At 37.5% G+C, this 18,525-nt stretch carries 11 protein-coding genes; 8 read left to right on the top strand and 3 right to left on the bottom strand.

Translation table 11 applies throughout. The features are described 5' to 3' along the window. Window positions 1-364: 364 nt before the first annotated feature. From AR685_RS17390 to AR685_RS17380, 3 genes are read left to right on the top strand one after another with little or no spacing between them, the layout of a single operon-like run. The gene (locus AR685_RS17390) at window positions 365-3,364 is read left to right on the top strand and encodes a SusC/RagA family TonB-linked outer membrane protein (RefSeq protein WP_059125383.1); all 3,000 of its coding nucleotides are present in this window, start codon (window positions 365-367) and stop codon (window positions 3,362-3,364) included. Between the two features lie 60 nt (window positions 3,365-3,424). Next, the gene (locus AR685_RS17385) at window positions 3,425-4,801 is read left to right on the top strand and encodes a RagB/SusD family nutrient uptake outer membrane protein (protein ID WP_059125382.1); all 1,377 of its coding nucleotides are present in this window, start codon (window positions 3,425-3,427) and stop codon (window positions 4,799-4,801) included. Next, window positions 4,791-7,286, top strand: a complete 2,496-nt coding sequence (locus AR685_RS17380) for a prolyl oligopeptidase family serine peptidase (RefSeq protein ID WP_059125381.1) — start codon at window positions 4,791-4,793, stop codon at window positions 7,284-7,286. The genes AR685_RS17385 and AR685_RS17380 overlap by 11 nt, the downstream gene beginning before the upstream one ends. Window positions 7,287-7,518: 232 nt before the next feature. Here the strand turns inward: AR685_RS17380 and AR685_RS18195 are convergent, their stop codons facing one another. Genes AR685_RS18195 through AR685_RS18190 form a run of 3 tightly spaced genes read right to left on the bottom strand, consistent with a single transcriptional unit; the run spans window position 7,519 to window position 9,408 of the window. Then, the gene (locus AR685_RS18195; RefSeq protein ID WP_165592837.1) at window positions 7,519-7,671 is read right to left on the bottom strand and encodes a hypothetical protein; all 153 of its coding nucleotides are present in this window, start codon (window positions 7,669-7,671) and stop codon (window positions 7,519-7,521) included. A gap of 27 nt (window positions 7,672-7,698) precedes the next feature. After that, the gene (locus tag AR685_RS17375; RefSeq protein ID WP_131777652.1) at window positions 7,699-9,213 is read right to left on the bottom strand and encodes a MauE/DoxX family redox-associated membrane protein; all 1,515 of its coding nucleotides are present in this window, start codon (window positions 9,211-9,213) and stop codon (window positions 7,699-7,701) included. 27 nt (window positions 9,214-9,240) lie between these two features. Beyond that, window positions 9,241-9,408: a hypothetical protein gene (locus tag AR685_RS18190; protein WP_165592836.1), complete on the bottom strand. Its 168-nt coding sequence runs from the start codon at window positions 9,406-9,408 to the stop codon at window positions 9,241-9,243. Between the two features lie 753 nt (window positions 9,409-10,161). On the opposite strand from AR685_RS18190, the gene AR685_RS17365 reads away from it, so the two are divergent. The 5 genes from AR685_RS17365 to AR685_RS17335 all read left to right on the top strand — a co-directional run bounded on the left by AR685_RS17365 (window position 10,162) and on the right by AR685_RS17335 (window position 18,505). Next, entirely contained in the window at window positions 10,162-11,751 is a 1,590-nt protein-coding gene (locus AR685_RS17365; protein ID WP_165592835.1) for an AraC family transcriptional regulator, read from the top strand. Window positions 11,752-13,637: 1,886 nt separating this feature from the next. Then, window positions 13,638-14,486 carry an RteC domain-containing protein gene (locus AR685_RS17360; RefSeq protein WP_059125377.1) on the top strand — a complete coding sequence of 283 codons (849 nt, stop codon included), beginning with the start codon at window positions 13,638-13,640 and terminating at the stop codon, window positions 14,484-14,486. 1,123 nt (window positions 14,487-15,609) lie between these two features. After that, window positions 15,610-16,746 carry a DegT/DnrJ/EryC1/StrS family aminotransferase gene (locus AR685_RS17350; protein ID WP_059125375.1) on the top strand — a complete coding sequence of 379 codons (1,137 nt, stop codon included), beginning with the start codon at window positions 15,610-15,612 and terminating at the stop codon, window positions 16,744-16,746. A gap of 539 nt (window positions 16,747-17,285) precedes the next feature. After that, window positions 17,286-17,855: a sugar transferase gene (locus AR685_RS17340; protein WP_410492937.1), complete on the top strand. Its 570-nt coding sequence runs from the start codon at window positions 17,286-17,288 to the stop codon at window positions 17,853-17,855. A 14-nt stretch (window positions 17,856-17,869) separates the two neighbouring features. Then, on the top strand, window positions 17,870-18,505 hold the full coding sequence (locus AR685_RS17335) for a DUF3575 domain-containing protein (protein ID WP_228376462.1): 636 nt from the start codon (window positions 17,870-17,872) through the stop codon (window positions 18,503-18,505). The last annotated feature ends 20 nt before the right edge of the window (window positions 18,506-18,525 follow it).

Raw genomic sequence — 18,525 nt, 5'->3', positions numbered from 1 at the left:
CTTGACATGATACAATAGGGTGTACAACCTATTGCGGCTTTTAAAGCTTACACGGGACAAATTTTCATACCTATTAATTAATGCTTTCCGGTGTCTTTTGGTCACTGCTCAAAGACCTCACCATGTCCTTTTTCAAACCAAAAGGCACTTAGGAAAGTTTTGTTTTCAAATACATGAATCCGGTAGTTATGGCTTCGGCAGGCTCAGCCTGACCATCCGCAGCCTGTTAAATTAAAGAAAATGAAATAGAACATCAGGCTCAGCCTGACAAGAAAAGTATTCAATAAAAAAGCCCCTTCCATAAAGTTTGAGACCTGGGAAGGAGCATTGGATTGAATCGTTTAATTAAAAACATTACAAAACTATGAAAAAATCCTATAATACTATAGGAAGTATTGGCTTTGCCTGTATGTTGACCCTTGTTTACGGCAGCCTAAAGGCCCAGACCAAAACCGTCACGGGAACAGTAACCGTGAATGACCAGCCTCTTTCAGGAGTTTCAGTCTCCCAGGAAGGAAGTGATCAGACCACTGTCACGGGTATCCAAGGCAACTACCAACTCCAGATCACAGGAGAATACCCTGTTCTTATCTTCAGACATCCTGAATATGCAGAACAGAGAATCTCCGTCAACAATCGGTCCGTCATCAGCATCACCCTCGACCATAAAGTAAAAGCCATCGAAGAAGTCGTCCTCAACGCCGGCTACTACAAAGTCAAAGACAAAGAAAGAACCGGAAGCATTGCCAGGATCTCCGCTAAGGATATCGAAAACCAACCTGTGACCAATGTTTTAGCAGCAGCGCAGGGGAGAATGGCGGGAGTGAATATCAGTCAGAATGGGGGAGCATCGGGAGGAGGATATCAGATCCAGATCCGTGGCAGAAACAGTCTCCGGACAAGATCCAATTCGGAGTTTGATGGAAACCAGCCTCTGTATGTAGTGGATGGAGTAGTGCTGGGTGGAGAAGTTCGTACTTTATATGCGGGATCATCGATTCCTACGGGGAGTATTAATCCACTGAACAGTATTAATCCAAATGATATCGAAAGCTTTGAAATCCTGAAGGACGCCGATGCTACAGCCATCTATGGTTCAAGAGGGGCCAATGGAGTAGTACTGATCACGACGAAAAGAGGAAAAGCAGGAAAGATCAGTTTTTCTTTTACTAGTAATTACGGACTGAGTTCTGTGATCTCCAATCTGAAGATGATGAACACCGAGCAGTACCTCGGTATGCGCCGCAAGGCTTTTGCGAACAGCAATGTATCCGTTTATCCTGCAAATGCTTATGATGTGAACGGTAAATGGGATCCCTTGCGCAATACGGATTGGCCTGATCAATTGATAGGTAATACCACCACGATTTCTGATATCAGAGCGTCAGTAAGTGGTGGAAGTGAACAGACCGGATTTTTGGTAAGCTATGGGCATACAGAACAGACGACTCCTTTCGGGAATAGTTTCCGATACAAGACCAATACGCTATCATCATCAGTCTCTCACCGTTCCAAAGACCGGAAATTTGATCTGAGTGTTTCCAATATATTTTCAGTCCTGGATAATAATATCGTCAATGCCGATATTACAAGACAGGCTTATCTGTTATCACCCAATGCGCCTGCATTATATCTTCCTGATGGCAACGTCAACTGGGAAAACGGAACTTTTACCAATCCCGTTGCTGCGTACAAAAGCACGTACAGCAATGAGAGCAAACAGATGATGACTAATATTACGGCATCGTATGAGATCCTTAAAAATCTGCGGTTGAAGTTAAGCAGCGGGATCAATTATCAGAATTTTGAAGAATGGTCATTGCAGCCGCATACGATGTACAGTCCCACGACAAGTCTGGGAATTTCAAGTGCTACCTCAAGAGCCTATCAAAGCAATCAGAGCAGATTTTCGTTGATGCTTGAACCACAGCTGACATGGGATTTTGAACAATTGAACCATAAGATCAGTGTTATTGCCGGATCAACGATTCAGCAGGACAGTTATGATCAAGGATCTATGACCGGCACAGGATTCGAAAGCAATGTCTTTATCCAAAATATTGCTGCTGCCAAAGTTAAGACGATCGGTGATCATCTGACGACAGAATATAAATATGCTGCGGTTTTTGCTAGATTCAATTATCAGTACCGCGATAAATACATCGTTAACCTGACAGGGAGAAGGGATGGCAGTAGCCGTTTCGGACCCAATAATAGATTTGCGAACTTTGGAGCAATAGGTGCGGCTTGGTTATTTTCAAAGGAGAATTTCTTTAAAGATGTAAACTGGCTGAGCTTTGCTAAACTGAGAGGAAGCTATGGGGTGACGGGAAGTGATAACATCGGGGACTATCAGTATCTGGATACCTATACCGTTTCCACATTAATTTATAATGGAACTGCAGGATTGATCCCGTCACGATTGTATAATCCTGATTACAGCTGGGAAAATACTTTCAAACTGGAGACTGCCGTGGAAGCAGGATTCTTTAAAAACAGACTGAACCTAACCGCATCATGGTATCGAAACCGATCTTCAAATCAATTGGTGGGGTATCAGCTTCCTGCGATGACCGGATTTACGTCCGTGCTTGCCAATCTTCCCGCTGAGGTTGAAAACAAAGGCTGGGAATTTGAACTGAATGCGGACCCTTTGAAAGATACGGAACTGAAATGGAATACTTCTTTTAACATCAGTTTTCCGAAGAATATGCTGCGCTCTTTTCCGGGATTGGAAGGATCGACTTACTCCAATACATACATGATCGGAATGCCAATCACGATTGTTAAGCTGTATAATCTGGAAGGGATAGATCCCAAAACTGGAAAATACATTTTCACCGATTATAACGGGGATGGAAAAATTTCAGCACCGGATGACAATAAGGCGGTAGAGAACTTGGGTGTCAGGTATTTTGGAGGGTGGTCTAACAGGATTAATTACAAAAACTTTGAGCTCTCATTTCTGTTTCAGTTTGTCAAGCAGAAGAGCCGAAATTTTAATTCCATTATGCCCTCACCGGGATTGATGAATAATTTTCCGGTAGATGTTCTGAATGTGTGGTCAGCAGAAAATCCGGATGGAATTTATATGCCTTATCAGTCTTCTGTCAATACGCTTCATACGACGTTCCAGAGTTCAACGGCATCCGTTTCTGATGCATCGTTTATCCGTCTGAAAAATGTTCAGCTGGGGTATCAGATTCCAGTATCCCATACCTTTTTCAGAAATGCAAGAATCTATGTTCAGGGTCAGAATCTTTTAACCTTTACAAAATACTTTGGCTATGATCCCGAGTATCCTTCCATGAGCTTTATTCCTCCTTTAAAAACCTGGTCGATGGGCGTGCAGCTGACTTTCTAGTGAATAGGAATGAACCCTGTTTTTTAAAATTTTTAATTATTTAATCTCCTTGCGCAAACAATGAAAACAACAATAAAAACCTTATTATATGCAGGACTGATCGGTACTATGAGTATTGCAGTATCCTGTGAGAAGATGATCGATGCAGAAATTCCTGCCAATCAGATTGCTTCTGAAATGGTCTTTGCAGACGCACAGACCGCAGAGGCAGCTTTAGCAGGAATCTATGCCGGACTTTGGAGCAATTCTCCTGTTGCAGGAGATCAGCTCAGTCTTTTGCTGAGCCTCTATACCGATGATCTGGATTTCTATGCGCCCTCAGCAACCAATGGGGTGAATGAGATCTTCCGCAACCAGTTGATCCCGTCCAATATTGTGGTCTACGGACAGTGGGCATCCGCTTACCAACTGATCTATTCTTGTAATGCAGTCATTGAAGGCTGTGAAAATTCAGCATCGATGTCTGTTCAGGATAAGAACAGGATCAGTGCAGAGGCACTCCTGATACGGTCGCTTCTTTTTTCATATCTACAGCAGGTTTTTGGTGATATCCCGTATCCGGTCACAACCAATTACCTGATCAATCAGTCAATCTCCAAAACTCCCTCTGCTGAAGTATTGGAAAGGATAGAAAGCGATCTTGATGATGTGATTCCTGCTCTTTCTGATCAGTACCGAAATACTGAACGGATCTATCTGAATAAAAAATCAGCGCAGCTGTTGCTTGCAAAAGTGTGTATGCTTCAAAATAAATACTCAGAGGCAGAAGATCATCTGAAAACGGTGATTCAAAGTCCGCTGTATCAGGTTCAGAATGATCTGACCAAAACATTTAAAAAAAGCAGCACCAATATCATCTGGCAGCTGAAGCCTGCGAACAGTGGAGATGCAACGAAGGAGATCTTTGCCTATTACTTTGATTATGTTCCACCCTATAACTATGCCCTGTCCAATGCTTTGGTCAGCAGTTTTTCAACAGCTGACCAAAGAAAGTTACGGTGGATGATCCCTGTTACGGTTGGATCTACGACCTGGTATAGAGCTGCCAAATATAAAAATCTGACCGGAAATACAGATGAATATTCGGTGGTACTGAGAATTGAGGAAGCTTATCTCCTGCTGGCTGAATCACTGGCAAAGCAAGGCAAAATAGCAGAAGCAGTTCCGTATCTGAATACCATACGGCAGCGGGCTGGTCTGAACGCATTACCTGTAACCGTGGCGCCAGACGTGCTGCTCTCTGAGATTTTGAAAGAAAACAGAAAGGAGTTCTTCACAGAGACCGGGCATCGTTTCTTTGATCTGAAGCGGTTGAATCAACTCGATCAGCTGAGCAGTGTGAAGCCCAACTGGAAAGCCAGTTTCGAATTATGGCCTATTCCCGAAAAAGAGCTGCTTCTCAATCCTAATTTAAAACCGCAGAACAATGGATATTAAACGAAGGTGGATGCGCTTAGCCGTGTTGTTGAATGTGCTTTTTACTTACTGTTGTTTTGGGCAATCGATCAGTAAAGTTCCGGATTCTGAAGAGAAGGGATACAATACCTATAGAAATCTTCAGCTTTCAGAAAAAGGACAGTGGCTGACGGTAAGGAAATATTATAAATCTAATTTAGATACGATATTGGTTTTTAATACTGCGAAGAGTAATCGGATTTGGACGAAATTGAATAAGATGAATGTCAGTCAGGGTTTTTTAGGCGAAAAGGCATTGTTTGCTCAGGGAAATGGAGTCGCCGAATATATTCAGCTTAAATCTCTTAAAAAAGTTGCATATCAGAATGTCCTCAAATCGGAAGTTCTTTCGTTGTTGCGAAGGTATGTTATTCTAAGCAGCGACCAAGTCTTATCAGTATTTAATGATGATTCCAGTAAGATAATGGAGGTTAAGGATGTCGTTGATTATGCTACGGATGGTCAATCTGTTTTAACAGCTATAACCAAAAAGGGCAAGTTGTATGAGATCTTTACTATCAAAGATGTTCAACCTGTAAGTGTGTATCAGTCAGTTAATGAGCTGTCTGCCATTCCGCAATTTGAGGTAGGTAAATATTCTGCCTTTACTGAAAAGGACGGGGCAAAGGGTAAAATCAGAACTGTACTGATCAACACTGAAAATTCGTCGGTCAGCATTCCTCTTAAAGATTATTATACAGATGCTGATTTTTTAAAAGTAACTCCGATAAATCACACCGATCTGGTATTGATTGAATCGGATAAAAAAAAGAGACCTGAGAAAAGTTTTTCAGAGATTAGATACGGCAATGATCCTTATCTGGGATTTCGGAGGAGAGGGTTGTCAGAAAGTCAATATTGGATTTGGAATAGCCAGACGGGACTTACGGAGATACTTCCTATGACTCTTTATTCTGACTATATTCCCATAAACAATGAGCGCTATTTATTAGCTATCAATAAAAAAGAGCAGTTTGATTATAGGTTTTCCAAGTCTCTTTTCGCACTCTTTTTATATGATCGTATCATGAAGACTTCTTTAGAGATAGCTACGGGAATCCGAACTGTTATCATCTCAGATCGGGGACGTTATGTGGTGATGGAAAATGAACTGAATGACGAGTGGGAGTTGTATGATACGGATCAGAAAACTAAAAAGATGCTGGGTAAGAATATGACGCAACCTGTTTTTTCTGACGATCAGAGAATGGTAGCCTTTGAAAGTACAGATGGGATCAAAGTGTATAATTTGACAGATGATAATTTTTTGCCGTCTCCGCTATCGGGTCGTAGCATCAGCATTAAAAAGAAGAATTTTTCATCTGTTTTCGGAAAATACCAAACAGATTTTACAATCAGTAAAGAAAAGTTTTCTGAATGTCTGGTCGTTAGGTCGTTACAAAAAGAAAATAATATAACTTCTTTTTATCATTGGAACGGTAAAAAGATGAAGCGTATCACTCATGAAAATCCAAATTTCACAATAGATTTTAAAGATGGCGGGCTTTTTAGTGACACAGCTTTCTCCATAGAAGAATTTTATAATAAAAGCCCTGAGGTATTTCGGTATAATGCAAAGACGGGAGATAAACAATGTCTGACATGCAGTTCCGGAGTTCAATCTGATCTTGGATTTACGAGACAATTGGTAAGTTTTAAAAATTCATCGGGGCAGAATTTGAAAGGGTTGGTGTTTTTCCCTGTTGACATGAAGCCTAATCAAAAGTATCCAATGGTTGTAAGAATTTATATGAGACAGGGTGATATGAGTAATAAGTATCTGCATCACGGTGGAGATGCAGGATTTAATGCAAGAAAGCTGCTGGAAAAAGGATATATTGTTTACTTCCCAGATATTGTGATGGATCAAAAAGGAAGTGGTCTTTCGGCATTGGATTGTGTGCATCACTCATTGGATGCCTTGGCCGGAAATGAGCACATTGATTTTGATCGTATTGGACTGACGGGGCATTCGTTTGGAGGGTATGAAACGAATTTTATCGCCACCCATTCCGACCGTTTTAAGGCTTACATTTCCTCAGCAGGAGTAGCTAATCTCGTCAGTCAGTATTACACCTATAACTCAGATTTTGAGATTAATGAATATTCAAGAATTGAAAATGGACAATACGGAATGAAAAAGAGTTATGCAGATGATCCGCAGTTGTACAACAACAATAATCCAATTTTATTTGCTGATCAGGTGAAAGCTCCAATATTTTTGTGGTCGGGTGAGAAAGATGGAAATATTTTACCTTCCCAAAGTCTGCAGTTCTTTACCGCATTGATGAGATATAGGAAAGATGTAGTTGCTATTATTTACGCAGATCAGGGACATGGATTGTCTAAAGGAAGTTTGGCTCATAAGGATGCGTTGGAGAAATCGATGGAATGGTGGGATTATTTTTTGAAAGGAAAAAAGAATGTTGATTGGATTAATAAGCAGATTATAAATGAACATGATTAAACGGCATATAATGATAGTAAATAAGTTAATTAGTATCTAACAGTTCTTTCCTGTTTTTAGATTAAAGTTAATGGAAAAGGACGCTTTAAAGCGTCCTCCTTTGTTATTTAGTTTCTGGAATTTTGTACAGAAATGATCCGCACATGGTAGGGTTATCCGGACTGTGCAACTGTGTAACACCGTCCACATTCCATGTGCAAATTTCGTCTGATTCTACATTATCGCACTGTTGCTATGCGTTTACGCATACGGTCTCGTTGGGACCTACGCTAACAATTCTGTAGCCTGCAGTTAATGCTTTGGCTTTCCCACTGTTTGCATTTCCTGCAAACGCTGCTCCTGATCCCAGTGATACCAGAATGGCAGGAAGAATGAACTTTTTCATAGTAATAAAAGTATTAATGATTTGCGCCTACTCTTGGTCAGGGTTTTCGGCGTTCCCCTTTCTGAAGTACTTCGTAATTAATCCGGATATTTTATATTTTGTCAGCTGATTTTCAGTGATGGTGAACAGTAAATCATCTTTAATGAAAAAGGTGCTTAATTTTTTGCTGTTTTTTCGGTGGATGTAAAAGCTGCCTACATACAATTGTGAATCCGTTTTGTACACATCAATAACATCAGCATTGTCCCATGTAGATTGGGATTCTAGTTTCCCCATTCTCAATGAGTGAATAAAGAGTAGTCCTCGATGAGCAAAAGAATGATTATTGATTTTTATAGGTGGCTGACCCATTTTCCTACTGCCATCTTTCATCGTAACACTTTTAATATGAGCGGTGGTTACGGTGTCTACCGTATGCAGCTTATGTTTGATGTTCAACTTATGATCCATGACAATGAACTGATTTCTGTATGCATGGACATATAGTATTTCTTTTTGATGTTGGTCATTGAGTAGCATTCCATCCAAATCAAAAACGCCGTCAACCTGTTTTTCGAGAATATTTGAATGCATGATAAATTTGGGATTTTTATGTAAATCTAATTGTCCAAGCACAAAATTTTTAGTCTGGGCACTCTGAGCACGAACAACAAATGATGTTGAATTAATTATACCGATGTTATTAAAGTATGCATCATGAAAACTAATAACCTGAGCAGTGTCCGCTTCGATGTCTCCTCTGTAAATAATGGGAACTGTACCGTCAGTGATGTATACATTTGAGCCGTTGACCTTTAATGATATATTCCTGAATTCAAATTTTGATGGATTAAGTTTTACATAACGTTTAGCGAGTTGAGATAAATCCGTATCGGTTTTAGTTATGGATAGGGGAAAAATTCTGTTACCCAAATAGATATTACCATTATGTTCTCCTGCAAAATAATAGGATTGATTGTCGAGCGTCATGTTTTTCGTTTCAGTAATGGGGGGAAGTAAATATCTTCTCTGAAAAGCGTTTTCCGCTTTGATGAGACGTTCAGATGAAAGGAACATGATAACAACTGTTCCAATGCTCACAATATTTGTTACACTGAGCCAAAATAAAGATTGTTTGTTAGATTGTTGTTTTAAGTGACGGTCAATCAAAATTCCAATTATTCCTGAAATGACACAGATGATATTAAAAATAAGATGTTCTGTCCATCCAAGCTTTTCAAGAATACCGCCGCATGAACAAGGAACAAAATCACTGTAGTTAAGAATAAGGTAGATATAGATTGTAAATGCTGACATCAATGCAGTAGATGAGTATAATCCTAAGAGATTGCTCTTAGGAAATATGAGCAGAACAACTATTACAATTTCTAAAACAATAACTGCAAATGAAACAACTCCTGCATAGGCACTAAGAAGTGGAGATTGTGCAATCTGAACCTGAAAATTCTCAAAATCGATTGCCTTACTGATAGCAGCATAGCAAAAAAGTAAAATGAAAAAAGAAACCACAAAAACCGGGAAGTATTTTAGAAAATTTTTCATAACCATTTTTTTAATAATTAAAGTCATTTATCCGGCGAATACTAAGACCCATCGTACTTTAGTTCCACAGTAGCTGGGCATTTTCATTCCTTTTGAAAGGGGAACGGTCGTCTTAAAATACCCCATACTCTGCCAAATACCACTGATCGGACATGGTTGACCTGTTGTACAAAAAGAAGAAGTATGGGGATTCATTGATAATAAAGTTTTACAAAGTGAAAAAAATAGGGATAAACGGATAAAACGACCTTAACCATCGTCCCTTAAACTACAGGAAAGTGCCTCCCTTTTTCATGCTGAGCCTCTCGAATTGCAGACTGTAGGAAAGTGTCTCCCTTTAGGGCTGGGGAAAGGCATTTTCTACTACCCAGTCATGCCCATCCCGTATCGGGGGATCAGTATCCAGGTGTACATCTTTCAGGGAATCCGATTCCTTCATCTGTACTTGCGACTCTGAATGAAATGAATCTTGCTCTTCTAAAAGTTCTTCGTCGGAAGATCTGCACTGATGAATGATAAGGGTACATAGCGATAAACTGAATATTAAAATTGATTTTTTCATGTTGTTTGGAATTTTGATTAAAAAAATTCCGGCCGGATCATTGAGAATTCTGAAGTCAAATGTAGAAGGGTACTGAGCAAATAAAAAGCGTTTCAGGGAGCCTTTCGTGAATAAAGACGTCTTGATTTGCGAATGAGGACAGACAAAAAATAGGCTTGAGATCCTTTAAAAAGGCGCAATCTTTTACAAATGGCTTCATGGGAACGACTTCCCGTCACTTCTGATGGATAGAGAAGAATTTTTTTTTAATTTTGAATAAACCCCATGCACTTCATATGATAAACCGTTCTGTTTTTTTTCTCATTACATTCCTGTTTTCTGCTTCTGTATTTTCGCAGAAGACTTCTGGTAATTCATATATCGGGATAAGAAAAAAATACGAAAAAATGGACACGGATGATGAAAAGGCTTTACCGTTTGTTCGTCAATATATCTCAAAAGCGAAAGCCGAAAAGAACTATGAAAAATGGGTACAGGGGTATAGGGATGGGGTTCAGTTTTCAAAGAAAGTTGACAAAAAAATGAACTATGCCGATTCTACAATTGCTGTGGCATTACGATCCAAAAATGCAGGTTTAATAGCCAACGCCTACTTGGGCAAAGGAATTGTGTTCTATTTCAATATCAAAAAGTTCAAACCGGCATTGGATCAGTACTTGATAGCACAGGAGTATGCAGACCAGACAGATGATGGATACCTTAAAAATAAGGTTTTGTACCACATCGGAGTGGTAAAGTCTTATTTGGGTTACTATGATGAAGCATCTGAACACTTCAGGCAATGCCTGATCTATTCCGAAAAACAGATGGAGAAGGAAAAGAATGCGGAGACAGTATATAATTACAAAAAGGCCTCTTTCAATAGTATGCACCAGCTGGCGGTTACGTACAGGCACCTTAACAAATTTTCGGAAGCAGATAGTATAATTAGAAAAGGGTTGATGATGTCAGATAATGCGGATTATCAACTGGAGCATGCCTATTTTTTGAAATGCAGAGGCATAATGGAATACCGGAAAAAAAATTACAATGATGGAATCTACTATCTTGAAAAGTCTTTACCGAAAATTTTGGAAAGAAATGATTTCGCATGGGCTTCGGTAATTTATTATTACCTCGGAAATACCTATTGGATAAATGGAGATAAAGAAAAAGCACTGAAAAATTACAGGAAGGTAGATTCTGTCTTTACTGTCCATCAGTTTATACTTCCTGAGATCAGGAAAACTTACGCATCAATGATCCAATACTATGAAGAGAAAAAGGATGTAAAAAAAGAACTTTTTTATACCAAACAATTGCTGAAGGTAGACAACATGCTTCAAAAGGATTTTGCTTATTTATCATCAAAGATTCACCGTGAATATGATCAGAAAAAATTACTCGGTGAAAAAAAGAAATTGGAAAAATCAAACCTTACCGGTTTTAGGTTGATGCTCTTTTTTATTGTTCTGTCAATCATATTTATGGGTGTTTTGATCATTAATAAGAAAAATAAAAAAGAAATAGCACGGAAATATGAGCTGTTACAACAGAAATTTCAGCAAGGGAAAATGAAAAATAATGAAGAATCTAAGGAAAAGAGAAAGACAGCTTTACCTGAGGATATATTGAGCGATATCTCTGTAAAGCTGAAAAAATTTGAAGATGAGGGAGGTTTTAGATTGGTGGGATTAACATTACATGGGTTGGCGAAAAAATTGGGTACCAATTCAAAATACCTCTCAGCCTATATCAACGATGTTAAGGGGGTGAATTTTAAAACCTATATTAATGAATTACGAATTGGTTATATCATAAAACTATTGAATGAAGATGATCAGTGTATCAAATACACCATTTCGGCCATGGGCAGAGAAGTGGGATTTCAGTACAGACAAAAATTTTCCGACGCATTTCTGGAAGTCACCGGCATCCGCCCCACCGACTTCATCAAACAAAAAAAACAGGAAAACTCCAATCCACCCTCATCTTAGCCCCTAAGCCTTAACCTCCAACGCTCTGGCTGTCGTTAGCTGGCATTTTTGCTCGCTGTGGTCATTTAGAATGTCCCGAAGTGAAATTAAAAGTCTCACTGTCAGTCAGGATCCCCCTTTGATTCAAATAAAATAATAAACAGGAATAGAAGCAAAAGAACTAAGATTTATTTTTTTTAGTTCCTCTTTATAGAACCTTAATCAACAATAAAAAAGACCACCCACCAGAAAAAAACATCAAAAAAAATGAAGTACTTCATCGCCCCGTAAAAACTGATCTTAAAATTTTGAGCGTTAAGCAAATTGAAAGCAAAGGCAACTCAGAAAAGTTTATTGTTTGAAGCGCGACTAAAATTTTGAATGAAAGAACTGATATCGAATTCGCGCAAGTTTAAACTTTTCAGCATTGGTTCAATTTGTAGCGTAAAAGTTTTAAGTCTTGAACTTTTGGTTCTTTTGTTTCAAGCCAAACCTTGAAAAGGTTCGCTGATTCAAAGAAAACAATAAACAGGAATAGAAGCAAAAGAACTAAGATTTATTTTTTCAGCTCCTTTTTAGAGAACTTCAATCACCAACAAAAATCCAACCCATCAGGAAATAAAAAAAATTGAAACCAAAATAAAGTCTTTCCCCAACTCGTAAATACCGACCTGGGAATAATTGACGTTAAAAACTTTAAGTGGAAATCGTAAAAATCAGAATGATTTTTAAAATTTCCACTGTTTGAAGAACGACACAAAGTGCGAACCGAAAAACCAATATTGATTTCGCTCAAGTTTTGGAAATTTTAGATTGGAATATAAAGTTTGAGTCAATTAATCCAAGTCTTGAACTTTTGGTTCTTTTGTTTCAAGACAAACCTTGAAAAGGTTCGCTGAATCAAATAAAACAATAAACAGGAATAGAAGCAAAAGAACTAAGATTTATTTTTTCAGCTCCTTTTTAGAGAACTTCAATCACCAATAAAAGACCACCTATCAGAAAAAAACATCAAAAAATCAAACCAAAATGAAGTACTTCATCACCTCGTAAAAACTGACCTTAAACTTTTAGCGTTAAGCAAATTGAAAGCAAAGGCCACTAAGAAAAGTTTATTGTTTGAAGCGCGACTAAAATTTGGAAAGAAAAAACTGATATCGAATTCGCGCAAGTTTAAACTTTTCAGCACGGGCTCAATTTGTAGCGTAAAAGTTTTAAGTCTTGAACTTTTGGTTCTTTTGTTTCAAGACAAAAGAACTAAAGATTTATTTTTTTTTAGCTGAAGAATCCAAGTCTTGAAATATCATTCGCCGACATTCCGGAGGCAATTTTTGGTTCTTTTGTTTCAAGACAAACCTTGAAAAGGTTCGCTGAATCAAATAAAACAATAAACAGGAATAGAAGCAAAAGAACTAAAGACTTAATTTTTTCAGCTCCTTTTTTAGAGAACCTCCATTACCAACAAAAAATCCAACCCATCAGGAAATAAAAAAATTGAAACCAAAATAAAGTCCTTAACCAACTCGTAAATACCGACCTGGGAATAATTGACGTTAAAAACTTTAAGTGGAAATCGTAAAAATCAGAATAATTTTTAAAATTTCCACTGTTTGAAGAACGACACAAAGTGCAAACCGAAAAACCAATATTGATTTCGCTCAAGTTTTGGAAATTTTAGATTGGAATATAAAGTTTGAGTCAATTAATCCAAGTCTTGAACTTTTGGTTCTTTTGCTTCAATACAAACCTTGAAAAGGTTCGCTGAATCAAATAAAACAATAAACAGGAATAGAAGCAAAAGAACAGAAATCCCCCTGACCCATTAATTATATTTTCTTATTAAACAATGAATCCATTAAACCTCAACCCCTCAACCATTTTCGTAATTTTCCAAAAAAAAATCGGACATGGTACAGAAAACAGTTTTTAAGAAGATCGAGGATTTACATGATAAACTCCTTCAAAACATCAAAGAAGCAAATACACAGTATGATAATTGGATTGGCATCTGTGAAGCGTCCTTAATGAAAGTAGATGAATCAGTAAGGATCTTGAAGTCATTGATTGTTGATAATCAATTTCAAAGTATTGCAGATGAAGTTCATTTTTTCAAAGATTGGAAACCTCTTTTTATTTCAAAATTCATTTATTATTCAAAAATTTTAAGCATTGAATCCTATAGACCTGAGGCTGGGGATAAAGTTTTGAGAAAATATTATGAAAACGAACAGGAGAAATTAAAATCCTTTTACAGAGATAATGCAGATTTTTACAGTTACTACAGACGGAATGCCACCTATCTGGATCATAAATACTTTGTGAGAAATTCTTATGATATGAAGATGAAGCTGTCTTTCAGTTTTTACAATTTCGACTCGGGATTCACAACCTCTCATGATCAGTATATTGCCCATATTATAGCAAATAACAGGATCGAAGAATACCTGCGAGATGAGATGGATAAGATTGGAAATGCTGTTTCAGAAAAAAGCACCTTTATTTCACCATTATCATGGTCTTCATCAAAAGTTTCTCTTATTGAGCTGATATACGGTCTGCATTTAATGAGGTGTTTCAACGGCGGAAATATAGAATTAAGCGAAATTACAAGAACATTTGAAAAAATGCTGGGAGTAGATTTAAGCAATTTCCATAAAATTCTCGGGGAAATCAGGCTTCGGAAAACAGGACGTACAAAATTCCTCCATTTGCTGGAAGAAAATCTCGAACAGCATTTCACCGACCTTGATGGATAAAAATGGCTCATTAATAAACCAAAATAACACAAGAACAACAACATCAATAGCCGGCATTTTGCCGGTTGTTGTAATTACGAATGTGACGAAGTGAAATAAAGAATCTCATTTTCATTCGAGATCCCTACCCTTGATTCAAATAAAAAAATGACACCAAAATAAAGTACTTCATCACTTCGTAAAAACAGACCTTAAACTTTTAGCGTTAAACAAATTGAAAGCAAAGGCCACTAAGAAAAGTTTATTGTTTGAAGCGCGACTAAAATTTGGAATAATAGAACTGATATCGAATTCGCGCAAGTTTAAACTTTTCAGCATTGGCTCAATTTGTAGCGTAAAAGTTTTAAGTCTTGATCTTTTTCCTTCTTTTGGATCAAGCCAAACCTTGAAAAGGTTCGCTGATTCAAATAAAATAATAAACAGAAATAGAAGCAAAAGGACTTTTAAAATATTCTACGTGCTAAATTCGTCTCGTTCATAATAAAATCTGGTAAAGCGTTAGGAAATATGACTTAGGAGTCTGAAGCGTTAAAAAAAAATAATGATGAGAACGTTAATAAAATTCTATTGTCTGAAGCGCGAGACAAATTTTGAGATAAAGAACTAACTGTGAATTCGCGCAAGTTTAGAATTTTTAGAGAACAGCATTGTTTTTTAGCTGAAGAATCCAAGTCTTGAATTTTTGGTTCTTTTGTTTCAAGACAAAAGAACTAAAGATTTAATTTTTTTCAGCTCCTTTTTCTAGAACCTTAATCAACAATAAAAAAGACCACACAGCAGAAAGAAACATCAAAAAAATAAAGTACTGCATCGCCTCGTAAAAACTGACCTTAGGGTCGGGGAAGAAAATTCTTTTAGGTTCGGGCAAAGCACTTGGTGTACTGGTTGCTGAATATGGTTGTCGGTGGCTGAAACTCTCAGAACCACGAACCAGAGGAAAGTACCTCCCTTTCTGATGCTGAGCCTGTCAAAGTAAGGGTTGGGGAAAAGCACCTGCTGATTGGAGTGCTGGGTTTCTCAATGTCAAAAACTAATTACTGAAAGAAAAGAATCATGATAACTTGGAAAAAAAACATTTTATTTCAATGGAGATATATTAAATTTGCTTTTTTAAAATAATTCCATGCAAAATAAAATATGGCTTTCATCTCCACATCTTTCGGGAAGAGAAATATTTTTTATTGAGGATGCTTTTGAAAAAAACTGGGTTACCTCCCAGGGAGAAAACATTAATGAATTTGAACAGTCACTGTCGTTATTTCTAAAAAATGATGTTAGAATTTGTGCTTTAAATTCTGCGACTTCTGCTATCCATCTTTCGTTATTAATGTTAGGAGTTAAATGTGATGACGAAGTTATTACATCTACTTTCAGCTTCTGCGCATCTGCAAATCCAATCACTTACTGCGGAGCAACTCCTGTTTTTATAGATTCAGAAAAGTATACCTGGAATATGTGTCCGCTCGCTTTAGAAGAAGCAATTGAAGACAGAATTTCTAAAGGTAAAAAGCCAAAAGCTATTATTGTTGTTCACCTGTACGGGATGCCGGCCAAAATGGATGAAATTTTGGCAATCGCTCAGAAGCATGATATTCCTGTGATAGAAGATGCTGCCGAAGCGTTAGGCTCTACTTACAAAGGGACAGCTTGCGGAACTTTCGGTCGTTTCGGGATATTATCATTTAACGGAAACAAAATTATTACAACTTCCGGCGGCGGTGCCTTGGTTTGCCATAATCAGGCAGATAAAGACCAGGCCGTATTTTTATCGACACAGGCAAGAGATAGTGCACCTCATTATCAGCATTCACAGATTGGCTACAATTACCGGATGAGTAATATTGTTGCGGGAATCGGTCGTGGACAAATGGAAGTGTTATCCGATAGGGTGGAAGCTCGCAGAAAAATGCACGATTTCTATGTTGAAGTATTCAAAGATATTGATGGAGTAGACGTATTTTCAGAACCTTCGAACGATTTTTATTCCAATCACTGGTTGTCGGCAATCGTAATTGATGAAAAAATAGCAGGGAAAAACCGTGAAGATTTGAGATTAGCATTTTTAGAAGATAATATAGAATCCAGACCGTTGTGGAAGCCAATGCATTTACAGCCGGTTTTTGCTGATGCACCTTACTACGGAACGAATATCGCAGAAAAATTATTTGACAATGGATTATGTTTGCCTTCAGGATCTAATCTTTCCGATGATGACAGAATAAGAATCGGAAATGTGATAAGACTTTTTTTACGGAAATGATCATAGCCGCAAATAACTAAGATACTTGCCAAAACTAGAGCAGCAACATTTTGCTCCTTTAGTTTTTTATGATGAATTTAATCCTCATATGAGTAACTACATTCATGTTGTTAAAATACAGATGTAAAAATTTTTTTGGGTTACCGTCTCTAAAAAATGAAATGGGATAACTCCAGGAACCGTTGGAATAGATACGTCTCTCATTTCCAAAGAGCATGAGTATTTGCTCTTGATTTTTCCCTACGGCCATATTTTGACGAAGAACATCTTGGATTAAATTTTTTCTTTTTTCAGGGTGAGATTTCCAGACACCACTGTCGAAAGTTTTATAACGTAAATTAAAATAAGCAATTATCTTATTCAGCATCGTAAAAATAATAGTTTATGGTTAGTGATTTATTAAAGATATTAATATTTGTGGAGTTTAATGTTAAATAATTGGTAAATTTCCGCAACAGATTAAATTGTATGTGCAATAAAATGAAACTTCAATTTGAAAATCATCATCTTTCCATATATTTGTAATCGATTTGGCACAGGTGAAAAAATACCCATGGTGGAAAGCAGTGATGGACTACGGACTAAGTTTCGCAGCGATGATTGTTTTAATGCCTTTTTTGCTTGTTTTATTTACTGTGGCATCTATAGATACAGGTTTCCCTGGAATTTTTAGACAGAAAAGAATTGGAAGAGAAGGTAAAATTTTTATCATTTATAAATTTAAAACCTATCATTCTAAAACATTCACCAAATCAAAGATTGGTTGCTGGCTGCGAAAAACTAAATTGGATGAACTTCCACAGCTCTTTAATGTTTTGAAAGGAGATATGTCTTTAGTAGGACCTCGTCCCGATATTCCGGGATACTATGACAAGCTGAAAGGGGAAGACCGATTGGTGTTACAGTTAAAACCCGGTTTGACGAGTGAAGCAGGTATTGAATTTCGAAATGAAGAAGATCTTTTAGATCAACAAAAAGATCCGCTTACATATAATGACGAAATTCTGTTCCCTGCGAAGGTGAAAATGAACTTAAATTACTATCATCATCTCTCTTTTAAAAAAGATGCACAGATTTTGCTTACGACATTCTCGGTTTTGAGTAAATAAGACCATCTTAAATTATGATGTATACAATGCGGTTGTTTTCGAAAATGACTTTTACCCTGGCGTTTTTCTTAATTCTTAACGTCAATGCCCAAACAGAATTAAAAGTGAATGCCCCTTTTTTACCCGTAGGAATGATTAACCTTGCAGTTGAGAAATCTTTAAATAGCAAATTTTCTTTACAGGCAGAAGGTTTTATATCACCTTGGAAATCGTTTGCCGGCAAAAATCTTCAAATCTACATGGGGACTTTAGAAGGAAGATATTATTTCAAAGAAATGATGAAAGGCTGGTATGTGGGGGCTTACGGAAGTATTGCTGCCTACAATCTTCAGAAATGGAATTATCTAAAAGCACAACCGGTCTTAAATGATGACGGGACTCCGCAATTGTTAGCAGATGGAACGGTACGCATCACGGAAAGATATCAAAAAGGACTGGCTCTAATTATGGGTATAAGTGGCGGATACCACTTTACCATCAGCGAGAAATTAGGATTGGATGTATATGCAGGTATAGGAACGAGCCAGTCAATTTACAGAGGATATTTCAAAGATAATAACCAACGCTACGACAAAGCGGCCAATTGGAATAAAAGTGGAGAAGTCATCCCAACGAGAGGAGGGTTGATGTTGACGTATAAATTAAACTAATATTTTTGTCACAATACAGA

The organism is Chryseobacterium sp. JAH, from assembly GCF_001507335.1.
GTDB lineage: Bacteria > Bacteroidota > Bacteroidia > Flavobacteriales > Weeksellaceae > Chryseobacterium.
The sequence above is the reverse complement of the archived record's forward strand: the minus strand, read 5'-3'. Positions and strand labels throughout refer to the sequence as shown.

Excerpts from the sequence above, each read along its gene's own strand:
- AR685_RS17335 (WP_228376462.1), top strand. The coding sequence starts at position 17,870 with ATGATGTATACAATGCGGTTGTTTTCGAAAATGACTTTTACCCTGGCG.
- AR685_RS17375 (WP_131777652.1), bottom strand. The coding sequence starts at position 9,213 with ATGAAAAATTTTCTAAAATACTTCCCGGTTTTTGTGGTTTCTTTTTTC.
- AR685_RS17350 (WP_059125375.1), top strand. The coding sequence starts at position 15,610 with ATGCAAAATAAAATATGGCTTTCATCTCCACATCTTTCGGGAAGAGAA.
- AR685_RS17380 (WP_059125381.1), top strand. The coding sequence starts at position 4,791 with ATGGATATTAAACGAAGGTGGATGCGCTTAGCCGTGTTGTTGAATGTG.
- AR685_RS18195 (WP_165592837.1), bottom strand. The coding sequence starts at position 7,671 with ATGAAAAAGTTCATTCTTCCTGCCATTCTGGTATCACTGGGATCAGGA.
- AR685_RS17360 (WP_059125377.1), top strand. The coding sequence starts at position 13,638 with ATGGTACAGAAAACAGTTTTTAAGAAGATCGAGGATTTACATGATAAA.
- AR685_RS17390 (WP_059125383.1), top strand. The coding sequence starts at position 365 with ATGAAAAAATCCTATAATACTATAGGAAGTATTGGCTTTGCCTGTATG.
- AR685_RS17365 (WP_165592835.1), top strand. The coding sequence starts at position 10,162 with ATGGACACGGATGATGAAAAGGCTTTACCGTTTGTTCGTCAATATATC.
- AR685_RS18190 (WP_165592836.1), bottom strand. The coding sequence starts at position 9,408 with ATGAATCCCCATACTTCTTCTTTTTGTACAACAGGTCAACCATGTCCG.
- AR685_RS17385 (WP_059125382.1), top strand. The coding sequence starts at position 3,425 with ATGAAAACAACAATAAAAACCTTATTATATGCAGGACTGATCGGTACT.